10 protein-coding genes are annotated in these 10547 nt (G+C 68.8%); 5 read left to right on the forward strand and 5 right to left on the reverse strand.

From position 1 onward, the window contains the following. From V7067_RS02840 to V7067_RS02850, 3 genes are all read left to right on the forward strand, one after another. A partial coding sequence (locus tag V7067_RS02840) for a branched-chain amino acid ABC transporter permease (protein ID WP_334174361.1) occupies positions 1–968 on the forward strand: 968 nt, incomplete at its 5' end. A gap of 10 nt (positions 969–978) precedes the next feature. Continuing rightward, entirely contained in the window at positions 979–2742 is a 1764-nt protein-coding gene (locus tag V7067_RS02845) for a branched-chain amino acid ABC transporter ATP-binding protein/permease (protein ID WP_334174362.1), read from the forward strand. A 14-nt stretch (positions 2743–2756) separates the two neighbouring features. Continuing rightward, positions 2757–3503, forward strand: coding sequence for an ABC transporter ATP-binding protein (locus tag V7067_RS02850; protein ID WP_334174363.1), 747 nt, complete (start codon positions 2757–2759; stop codon positions 3501–3503). 45 nt (positions 3504–3548) lie between these two features. Here V7067_RS02850 and V7067_RS02855 read toward each other — a convergent pair whose 3' ends face one another. Together V7067_RS02855 and V7067_RS02860 are read right to left on the reverse strand one after the other, a co-directional pair. Then, complete coding sequence (locus V7067_RS02855) at positions 3549–4265, reverse strand: LrgB family protein (RefSeq protein WP_334174364.1); 717 nt, start codon at positions 4263–4265, stop codon at positions 3549–3551. Further along, positions 4258–4662 (reverse strand): CidA/LrgA family protein, encoded by a 405-nt coding sequence (locus V7067_RS02860; protein WP_334174365.1) that lies wholly within the window; start codon positions 4660–4662, stop codon positions 4258–4260. Before V7067_RS02860 ends, V7067_RS02855 begins: the two co-directional genes overlap by 8 nt. 315 nt (positions 4663–4977) lie before the next feature. Here V7067_RS02860 and V7067_RS02865 point away from each other — a divergent pair, with 315 nt between their 5' ends. After that, positions 4978–6474 carry a carboxypeptidase M32 gene (locus V7067_RS02865; protein ID WP_334174366.1) on the forward strand — a complete coding sequence of 499 codons (1497 nt, stop codon included), beginning with the start codon at positions 4978–4980 and terminating at the stop codon, positions 6472–6474. Between the two features lie 30 nt (positions 6475–6504). On the opposite strand, the gene V7067_RS02870 is transcribed toward V7067_RS02865, so the two are convergent. The 3 genes from V7067_RS02870 to V7067_RS02880 all read right to left on the reverse strand — a co-directional run bounded on the left by V7067_RS02870 (position 6505) and on the right by V7067_RS02880 (position 9940). Beyond that, positions 6505–7281, reverse strand: coding sequence for an EcsC family protein (locus tag V7067_RS02870; RefSeq protein WP_334174367.1), 777 nt, complete (start codon positions 7279–7281; stop codon positions 6505–6507). Between the two features lie 165 nt (positions 7282–7446). Beyond that, positions 7447–8883, reverse strand: coding sequence for an aldehyde dehydrogenase family protein (locus V7067_RS02875; protein ID WP_334174368.1), 1437 nt, complete (start codon positions 8881–8883; stop codon positions 7447–7449). Between the two features lie 151 nt (positions 8884–9034). Further along, positions 9035–9940, reverse strand: a complete 906-nt coding sequence (locus V7067_RS02880; RefSeq protein WP_334174369.1) for a LysR family transcriptional regulator — start codon at positions 9938–9940, stop codon at positions 9035–9037. A 97-nt stretch (positions 9941–10037) separates the two neighbouring features. Between V7067_RS02880 and V7067_RS02885 the strand changes: the two genes are divergently transcribed. After that, positions 10038–10547 (forward strand): DMT family transporter (locus tag V7067_RS02885; RefSeq protein ID WP_334174370.1); only part of this gene is annotated, 510 nt, incomplete at its 3' end.

Genomic DNA, 10547 nt, shown 5'->3' on the forward strand with positions numbered 1-10547 from the left:
TCGTGCTCGTTTTCACCGTCACGCGGATCATCATGATCCCGCAGGGCGAATTCATCTCCTTCGCCGCGCTGACGCTGGCCCAGATCCAGCAGGGGCAGACACCGGCCATCATCGGCCTGCTGGTGGGGCTGGGTCTGCTCGCCGGCGTGATGGAAACCGTGGCGGCCGTCCGGGCCCGCGCCTGGCGCCGCCTGCCGCTGATTGCGCTTTGGACTGTCGGCGTGCCGGTGGCCATTTCCGCCGGCGCGGCGGCCGTGGCGCCGCTGGGCCTCGGCCTCGGCGTTGACGTGCTGGTCACGCTGCTGCTCGTGGCGCCGCTCGGGCCTTATCTCTACCGCGTCGCCTTCCAGCCCATCGCGGATGCCTCGGTTCTCGTGCTGCTCATCACCGCCATGGCCATCCATGTGGCGCTGATCGGTCTCGGGCTCGTCATGTTCGGGGCGGAAGGGGCGCGCGTGGCGCCGTTCTCCGACGCCATGGTGGAATTCGGCACGCTGTTCGTTTCCGGTCAGTCGATTGCGGTCATCGGCGCCAGCATCCTGTTCATGGCGGGCTTCTATCTGGTGTTCGAGCGCACCATGACCGGCCGGGCGCTGCGCGCCACTGCGGTCAACCGTCTGGGGGCACGCCTCGTCGGCATCTCCACGGTGCGCTCCGGCCAGATCGTGTTCTTCGCCGCCGCCTTTGTCGGTGCGCTGTCGGGCATCCTCATCGCGCCGCTGACCACCGTCTATTACGACACCGGCTTCCTCATCGGGCTGAAGGGCTTTGTCGCCGCCATCGTCGGCGGGCTGGCGAGCTATCCGCTGGCGGCAGCCGCCGCCATCGCCCTTGGCGTCATCGAATCCCTGACCTCGTTCTGGGCCAGTGCCTTCAAGGAGGTGATCGTGTTCACCGTCATCATCCCGGTGCTGGTGTGGCGCTCGCTGAGCCATCCCCATGCGGCGGAAGACGAGCACGGCGGCTGAGGAGGAACCCATGAAAAGAACTCATCTTCTCGTCATCTTCGCCGTTCTCGTCGCGCTTCTGCCGGTGCTGCCCGGCGTGCCGGCCTACTGGATCACCATCGCCAACTATATCGGCCTTGCCTCCATCGTGGCGCTGGGGCTGGTGGTGCTGACCGGCATCGGCGGCATGACATCGTTCGGGCAGGCGGCATTCGCCGGCTTCGGCGCCTACACCACGGCGCTCCTCACCACCCAATACGGACTTTCGCCGTGGATCAGCCTGCCGGCGGCGCTGCTCGTCACCGGGCTGGCGGCGTGGCTGCTGGGTCTGATCACGCTCGGACTGTCCGGCCACTATCTGCCGCTGTGCACGCTGGCATGGGGCATCGGCCTCTATTACCTGTTCGGCAATCTCGATTTTCTCGGCCGCCATGACGGCATCACCGACATTCCGCCGCTGGCGGTCGCCGGCCACGCCCTGACCGATCCGGCGCATTATTATTACGTCGTCTGGATTGCGGTGGCGCTCTCTGCGCTCGCCACGCTCAATCTCATCGGCTCGCGGGTCGGCCGCTCGATCCGCGCGCTGAAGACCATGGCGAGCGGTGCGGAATCCTTCGGCATCGACACCATGCGCGCCCGCCTCGTGGCGTTCATCTATGCCGCGGTGCTGGCGGGCCTGTCGGGCTTTCTCTATGCCCACATGCAGCGGGCCGTCAGCCCCACGCCGTTCGGCCTCGGCGCGTCCATCGACTACCTGTTCATGACGGTCATCGGCGGGGCGTCCCACGTCGGCGGCGCCATCCTCGGGGCGGGTCTCGTGATCGTGCTGAAGGACCAGCTGCAGGCGCTGCTGCCGTGGCTGCTCGGCTCCGACGGTCAGTTCGAGACCATCGTGTTCGGCGTGCTGGTGGTCGTCATCCTGCATTCCGCCCGCGAGGGGCTCTGGCCGCGCCTTGCCCGGCTGCTGCCCGCTGCCGCGCCGCGCGCAGTGCCGATGGCCGAGCCGATGGTGCGCCGCGATCTGCCGGAACCGGGCACGGCGCTGCTGACGGTGAAGGAACTGCGCAAGACGTTCGGCGGCCTCGTCGCCGTCAACGATGTCAGCTTCCATGTCGCCGCCGGCGAGATCGTGGGGCTGATCGGCCCGAACGGGGCCGGCAAGAGCACCACCTTCAATCTGGTGACCGGCGTGGCCAGGCCGACATCGGGCAGCGTGCGCTTTTCCGGGGCCGTCGTCTCCGGCCAGCCGGCGCAGGCGGCCGCGCGGCTCGGCATCGCCCGCACCTTCCAGCACGTCAAGCTGATCGGCGACATGAGCGTGCTGGAGAACATCGCCCTCGGCGCCCACCTGCGCGGGTCGTCCGGGGTGGCAAAGGGGCTGACGGGCCTCGACCGTGTCGAAGAGGATCGCATCTTCCATGAGGCGGCCAGCCAGCTGCGGCGCGTCGGGCTGGAGGATCTGGCCGAGCGGCCGGCCGGCGTGCTCGCGCTCGGTCAGCAGCGGGTGGTCGAGATCGCCCGGGCGCTGTGCCTTGACCCGGTGCTGCTGCTGCTGGACGAACCGGCCGCCGGCCTGCGGCATCTGGAAAAGCAGGCGCTGGCCGCGCTGCTGCGCCGGCTCTCGGAAGAGGGCGTCGCCATTCTGCTGGTGGAGCATGACATGGATTTCGTCATGAACCTCACCAACCGGCTGGTGGTGATGGACTTCGGCACCAAGCTCGCCGAAGGGCCGCCGGCGGAAATCCGCACCAATCCGGCGGTTCTGGAAGCCTATCTCGGCGGCGTTGCGTGATCAGGGAGGAAGCCATGGGTGAAGTCACTGCCATTCCGGCACCGCCGGCCGGCCCGCTGCTGTCGGTGCGCGATCTCAGCGTCTCCTACGGCAAGGCGGAGGCCGTGCGGTCGGTCTCGCTCGATATCCCGGCCGGTCAGATCGTGACCGTCATCGGAGCCAACGGGGCCGGCAAGTCGACGCTGCTCAACGCCATCATGGGCGTGCTGCCGGCCCGCGGGGCCATCAGCTTCGCCGGCCAGCGCATCGATGACCGTCCCATCGAGGCGCGTGTGACGGGCGGCCTTTCTCTGGTGCCGGAGAAGCGGGCGCTGTTCGTGACGATGAGCGTGGAAGAAAATCTCATGCTCGGCGCCTCCCGCATCTCCCGCGGCGAGCGGCGCATCCGGCTTGAGCAGATCTACGAGCGCTTTCCGCGTCTGCGCGACCGGCGCGGGCAGGCCGCGGGCACCATGTCCGGCGGCGAACGGCAGATGCTGGCCATGGGCCGGGCGCTGATGATCCGCCCGAGGCTGCTGATGCTGGACGAACCGAGCCTCGGACTGGCGCCGCGCATCGTGCGCGACATCTTCCACATCATCTCCGATCTGCGGGCGACCGGCGTTTCCATTCTGCTCGTCGAGCAGAACGCCCGCGCCGCGCTGCAGGTGGCCGATTATGGCTATGTGCTGGAGATGGGGGCGGTCACGCTGGAAGGTCCGGCCCGGGCGCTGGCCGACGACGGCCGCGTGGTGGCGAGCTATCTGGGCCTTGCCGCCTGAGAAACGGGTGCGGAGGCCGGCCCGGGGCGGCCCCTCCGCACCCGCTCAGAACAGATGGTGCAGCATGGGCAGCACCGCGGAGGTGAACAGCGCGTTGATGCCCATGCCGAGGCCCGCGAAGGCGCCGGCCAGCGGGTTCACCTGAAAGGCCCGCGCGGTGCCCACGCCGTGGCAGGCCAGACCGGCGGCAAAGCCGCGGGCGCGATAGTCGGTGATGCGCAGCGCCTGCATCAGCGGCGTCACGACGATGGCGCCGAAGATGCCGGTGATGAGCACGCACACCACGGTGAGCGAAGCATCGCCGCCGAGGCTCTGCGACAGGCCCATGGCCACCGGCGCGGTGACGGATTTCGGCGCCAGCGCCACGATGATGTCGTGCGGCAGGCCGAACAGCCGCGCCAGCAGCACCACCGATCCGATGGCGGTGAGCGAACCCGCCACCAGCGCCACCAGCATCGGCGCCAGCGCCTTCAGCACGATGGCGCGGTTTTCGTAGAGCGGATAGGCCAGTGCCACCGTTGCCGGGCCGAGCAGAAAATGCACGAACTGCGCGCCGTCGAAATAGGTCTGGTAAGGCGTGCCGGTCACGACCAGCAGCAGCGACACGATCCAGATGGCATGCAGCACGGGATTGGCCAGCGGATGGCGGCCGGTGCGCTGGAACACCCGGTCGGCGACCAGATACGCGGCAAGCGTGACCGTCAGCCACATCAGCGGCGTGCGGGTGAGATAGACCCAGAGCGAAAAAGTGGGATCAGACATTGCCGCCCTGCCGCGCCGCATCGTCCGGCTGGCTGCCGAACAGCCGCGCGGCGAAAATGAACGTGAACGCTGTGACGGTGAGGGTGATGACGGTGGAAAGCACCAGCACCGCCGTCAGCGCCACCCCGTGCTGGGTGAGCACGCCGATGCGGTCCACCACGCCCACGCCGGCCGGCACGAACAGCAGCGACATGTTGGCCAGCAGCATGCGGCAGGTGGCCTGCGGCCCTTCCGGCGGCGTTTCGCCCGGCTCGCGGCGCATGCGGTCGCGCACCATGAACAGAATGAACAGCAGCACCATGCCCAGCACGGGGCCGGGAACGGGCAGCCCCGTTGCCCGGGCGCCGATCTCGCCGGCGAGCTGGCAGAGAAGAAGCAGGAAAAGGCCCAGAATCATCAACGCCTCCGCGTCAGGCGCGCGCGGGCATCCGGTCGGGGATGCGGCCCTGCGGGGCGCGGCACGCGGCGTGGCAGGATCATCAGCCGCAGCCGGCAGGGGGTCAACCTTGCCGGGGCGAACAACACCTTTGACGATTGGGCATGGCTGGCGGTGCGCAACGCCGCAGCAATCATCGACGGGACACGCGGTGCGTGTCATAACAAAGGCGGCAAAGTCGCCGGTCCAAGGATGTCCCGGCGCCGGCCACGTTTCCCGGCCGGCCATCAGGGCGCCGGCCGTCTGTTCCCCCGCTGACGACATGAGCGTGCCGAAATGACAGCCGCTGACGCCCTTTTCGATCACTTCGGCCGCATCGCGGCGGTTTCCAATGCCATCGGCATCCTGCAGTGGGACAGCGACGCCATGATGCCCGAGGGCGCAGCCGCCACGCGGGCGGAAAGCATGGCGGCGCTCAGTGTCATCCGCCACGACCTTCTGACCGACCCGCGGCTGGCGGAGTGGCTTTCCGCCGCGCAGACCGCCCCTGCGGCGGGCCTCTGGGAACAGGCGAACCTGCGCGAGATCGCGCGTATTCTGGCCGTCGAAACCGCGGTTCCGGCGGATCTGGTGGCGGCTTCGTCGCGCGCCGTTTCGGCATGCGAAATGCAGTGGCGCACAGCGCGCGCCGCGGCCGATTTCGCCATGCTGCGCCCGGCTCTGGAAGAGGTGCTGCGCCTGCAGCGCGAGATCGGCGCCGCCAAGGGGGCGCGGCTGGGCGTTTGCCCGTACGATGCCCTGCTCAACGATTATGAGCCCGGCGCCCGCTCGCAGCGCATCGACGCGCTGTTCGACGATCTCGGCGCCTTCCTGCCGGGCTTCATGGACGAAGTGGCCGTCGTGCAGGCCCGCCGGCCGCAGGAGGCGGCGCTGAGCGGGCCGTTCGCCACCGCCACCCAGTGCAGTCTCGGGCTGGAAATCATGACGGCGATGGGGTTCGACTTCTCCCGCGGCCGGCTCGATATTTCCGCGCACCCGTTCTGCGGCGGCGCCGATAACGACGTGCGCATCACCACGCGCTACGATGAGAACGATTTCCTCGGCGCGCTGCTCGGCATCGTGCACGAGACCGGCCATGCGCTCTACGAGCAGGGCCGGCCGCAGCGCTGGATTCACCAGCCGGTCGGGCAGGCGCGCGGCATGAGCGTGCACGAGAGCCAGTCGCTGCTGATGGAAATGCAGGTCTTCCGCAGCCGCGCCGGCACGGCCTTTCTCGCCCCGAAACTGCGGGCCGCATTTGGCCGCACCGGCGGCGGCTGGAGCGCGGATGCGCTGTGGCGCCGCTTTACCCGCGTGCAGCCGGGGTTCATCCGCATCGAGGCCGACGAGGTGACCTATCCGGCGCACATCATCCTGCGCTACCGGCTGGAAAAAGCGCTGATCGGCGGCGACCTCAGTCTGGCCGATCTGCCGGGCGCCTGGAACGAGGGCATGCGGGAACTGCTGGGCATTGTGCCGCCTGACGACCGGTTCGGCTGCCTGCAGGATATCCACTGGCCGAGCGGCGGATGGGGCTATTTCCCCACCTACACGCTCGGGGCGATGACGGCCGCGCAGATGTTCGATGCCGCCTGCCGGGCGGAGCCGGAGATCCTGCCCGGCGTGGCGAAGGGCGATTTCGCGCCGCTCACCGGCTGGCTGCACACGCATGTGCACAGCCTCGGTTCGCTTTACGAGACCGACATGCTGCTGACACGGGCAACCGGCCGGCCGCTGGATGCGGTGGTTTACAAGGCGCACCTGCGCCGGCGCTATATCGAGGAAGCCGTGTGAATTGCCCCGCGCCCCGCGCGGGCCGGCAGCCTAAACCGGGTTGTCGGGCGCCGCGGGGCCCCGGGCGGCCGGGGGCCGGTCGGCATCGCCGGCGGGCGGTGCGTCCGCGGCGGCTTCGATTGCAAGCTCATCCGCGATGACCAGCCCGCCGGCCGCATCTCCATCCGGTGCGCCATCCGCCGTCTCCGGCGGCATGAACAGGTTCAGCGCCACATTGCCGATGATGCGCGTGGAGACGGCATCGAAGCTGCCGCCGATGATGCCGCCCACAACCGGCACGATCTTGCCGAGATTGATGAGACCGGTCGTGCCCGCCTTGGTGGCCAGACGGAAGCCGACCCGCTGGTTGATCATGATGAGAACGCGCCCCGGCACCTGCCGGATCAGATTGACGGTCATCTTCATGCCGAATTTGATGCCCGCGTCCTTCAGCACGTCCGCTGCGGCGCTGCCGGCAAGGCAGGCGTAGATCAGTGTCTTCACATGATCCTGCCGGATGTCGTGGCCGGCGAGATGGGCGATCGCGGCGACGAGGCGGATCTGGATATAGAGCACCGAGCCGATGTTGGCGGGGATTGCCACGGGCAGGGTGATGATGCCGCCGAGCCCGGTCACGAACCCCGATGTCGCGGCCTTGCTCATCTGCCAGTTGATGAGCGAGTACGCAGCGTCCCGTGCGGTCGGGTTGGCCTTGCGATAGTCCTCCGCCAGTTCACTCGCCGTGCCGAGGCCGGCGAGGCCGTCGACAGCCTTCATATAGCCCCAGTCGAGGGCCTGCATCATCGTTTCCTGCGAAATCAGGGCCATTCGCGCAATCCGTCGGCTGAGGAATCATTCCTGATGGTAATGGCCTAAATTTTAGGTTGTGCAAACAGCAGCGTCAACGTCATAAAAACAACCATGAATAGCAAAGCCCCGCCGCGACCGGTGGTCGGGCGGGGCCGGGAAGTTGCAGAGGGACCGGCTGTTGCGTCAGTCGCCGTAGCCGACGATGCCCTTGATCTCAAGGAAATCGTGGATGCCGAAATCGGCGTATTCGCGGCCGTTGCCGGACTGCTTGTAGCCGCCGAACGGGGCGTGCGTGTCCCACTCGGGATAGTTGAGATAGACCGAGCCGGCGCGCATCTTGCGGGCAACTGCGCGGGCGTGGGCGATATCGCCGGACTGGATGTAGGCCGCCAGACCGTAGACGGTGTCGTTGGCGATCTCGACGGCCTGTTCTTCCGTCTCATAAGGCAGGATCGAGAGCACCGGGCCGAAGATCTCTTCCTGCGCGATGGTCATCTTCGGCGTGACGTTGCCGAACACGGTCGGCCGCACATAATAGCCGCGGTTCAGCCCTTCCGGACGGCCGGGACCGCCTGTCACGAGCGTCGCGCCTTCCTTTATGCCGGCCTCGATAAGGCGCTGGATCTTGTTGAACTGCAGTTCGCTCACCACCGGACCGAGCACGGTGGCGGCATCCAGCGGATTACCGACGGTGATTGCCTCGGCCGTGGCCCGGGCAACGGCCAGCGCCTCGTCATGGCGGGCGGCCGGCACCAGCATGCGGGTCGGGGCATCGCACGACTGGCCGGAGTTGCCGAAGCAGCCTTCCACGCCCTGCTTGACCGCCGCCGCCAGATCGGCATCCGGCAGGATGATGTTGGCGGACTTGCCGCCCAGTTCCTGCGCCACGCGCTTCACGGTGTCGGCGGCCGTCTTGGCCACGATGATGCCGGCGCGGGTGGAGCCGGTGAACGACACCATGTCGACATCCGGGTGGCCGGCCATGATCTGGCCGACATCCGGCCCGGTGCCGTTGACGAGGTTGAACACGCCCTTCGGCACGCCGGCCGCCTCCACCACCTCGGCAAAGACGAGACCGCTGACGGGGGCGATTTCCGACGGCTTCAGCACCACCGTGCAGCCGGCGGCAATGGCCGGCGCAACCTTGCAGACGATCTGGTTCAGCGGCCAGTTCCACGGCGTGATGAGCGCGCAGACGCCGACCGGCTCCTTCACAACGCGCGTCGTGCCGCGCTGCTCTTCGAAGCTGTAGGTTTCCAGCGCGGCGATGGTGGATTCCATGTGCGCGCGGCCGGCCCACGCCTGTGCCTCAAGGGCAAAGCTGAGCGGGGCGCCCATTTCCTGCGAGACCGCGCGGGCGATGTCCTCGAAGCGGGCGTTATATTCCGCCAGCAGCCGCTTCAGAATGGCGAGGCGCTCGGCCGGGGTGGAAAACTGGAACGTGGCAAAGGCCGCCTTGGCGGCGGCAACCGCCCGGTCCACATCGGCCTTTCCGCCAATGGCGATCTCGACGAAGGGCTCTTCTGTGGCGGGGTCGATCACCGGCAGGAATGCGGGGCTGACGGGGTCTACCCAGGCACCGTCGATGTAGAATTTCTTCAGGTGTTCTGCCGCAATCATCGCTCTGCTCCGTGCCTCTTTCACCCGCCGTCCGGCGGGTCCGCTCTGCTCCGGCGGGTGCGGCACCATAGCACTCCCGCCGGCGGCGCCAGTGCAATTTTGCGCGGCGTGGCGGGGGCGCGGCGGTTTTCCCCGCCCGCGCCTTCTGCGCTCACGCCAGCCTGTCGCCGGTCTCCGCAATCAGCCGCAGCAGCCAGGCGAGGGCCGCATCGTCGCCGGCGCGCGGGTGGCTGAGCAGGGCGAAATCGAACGGCGCCACGGCAAAGGGCGGCGGGCACACCCGCAGCCCGGCAGCCGGGCGGGCCACGGCGCGCCCGGCAATGGTGAGGATCAGATCCGTGCCGGGCAGCAGGTGCTGGGCGGTGCCGAAATGGGGGATCACCACCTGCACCCGCCGGCTTGCGCCGATGGCTGCCAGCGCGGTTTCCACCTCGCCCGGTCCCTCGCCGCCGATGGCGACGGCAAGGTGCGGGGCGGCGAGATAGCCCTCCAGCGTCAGGGTGCCGCCGGCAAGCGCCGGATGGTTGCGGTCCGCCAGGCAGACATAGCGCTCGGTGAACAGCCGCCGGACCGTCAGGGTGGCCGGGGCATGGGGAAACACGCCCGCCGCCGCATCCAGCGCGCCGCTCGCCACATCTTCCGCCATCGCCGCCCGGCCGGCCTGCACCACGCTGAGGCCGATGCCCGGTGCCTCGCGCCGCAGCCGCGCCAGCACCGCCGGCAGCAGCACCGCGCTGCCATAGTCCGACATCGCCAGACGAAAGATGCGCCGGTCGGCCGCGGGATCGAACCCCGTCAGCCCCAGCACGCGGCGGGTGCGGGCGATCAGGTCGCGCACCGCCGGTTCCAGTTCCAGCGCCCGCGCCGTGGGGCGAAGGCCGCCGGCCGTGCGCACCATCAGTTCGTCGCCGAAGAGATGGCGCAGGCGGTTGAGCGCATGGCTGACGGCCGGCTGGCTGAGACCCAGCCGCGCCGCCGCGCGGGTGATGTGGCGCTCGGCCAGCACGGCATCCAGCACCACCAGCAGATTGAGGTCAATCGTGCGCAGTTCATTCATAGCCTGCATATAGCAGGTGAAAAATCGGAATTTCAAATTTTCAGGCGAATGAGCGATAGCGGGGCAAGTGTCTGGTCGTGCCGTGAAGGAGAAGCCCGTGGTTCTGCAATTCCTCCCCGCATCTGCGGGTGCGCTGGCGGTCGCGGTGCTGGCGGGCGCGATGGTGCCGCTGCAGGCCGGTGCGAATGCCATGCTGGGGCGGACGCTCGGTCATCCGCTGCTGGCTGCGGTGGTGTCGCTCGGTGTCAGCGTGGCGGTCGTCGGGCTGCTGGCGCTGCTGGTGCGGGTGCCGCTGCCCGGGCCGGGAACGCTCGTCCGCGTGCCGCCGTGGGCGTGGATCGGCGGTCTGGTCGGCGCGCTTTATGTGGCGAGCGCCATCGTCGTGGCGCCCCGGCTGGGCGCGACCGGCTTCATCACGGCGGTCGTCGCCGGACAGATCCTGATGGCGCTGGTGCTCGACCGGGGCGGCTATTTCGGCTTCGCCGCGCGGGCGCCGGATGTGTGGCGTCTGGCCGGGGCCGGGCTTGTCGTGGCCGGGCTGGTGGTGGGCCAGTTCGCCGGCAGCGCCGCGCCGGCGCGGGAGAGGCCCGCTGCCAATCCGGCTGCC

This window comes from Pseudoxanthobacter sp., from assembly GCF_036822375.1.
GTDB lineage: Bacteria > Pseudomonadota > Alphaproteobacteria > Rhizobiales > Segnochrobactraceae > Pseudoxanthobacter.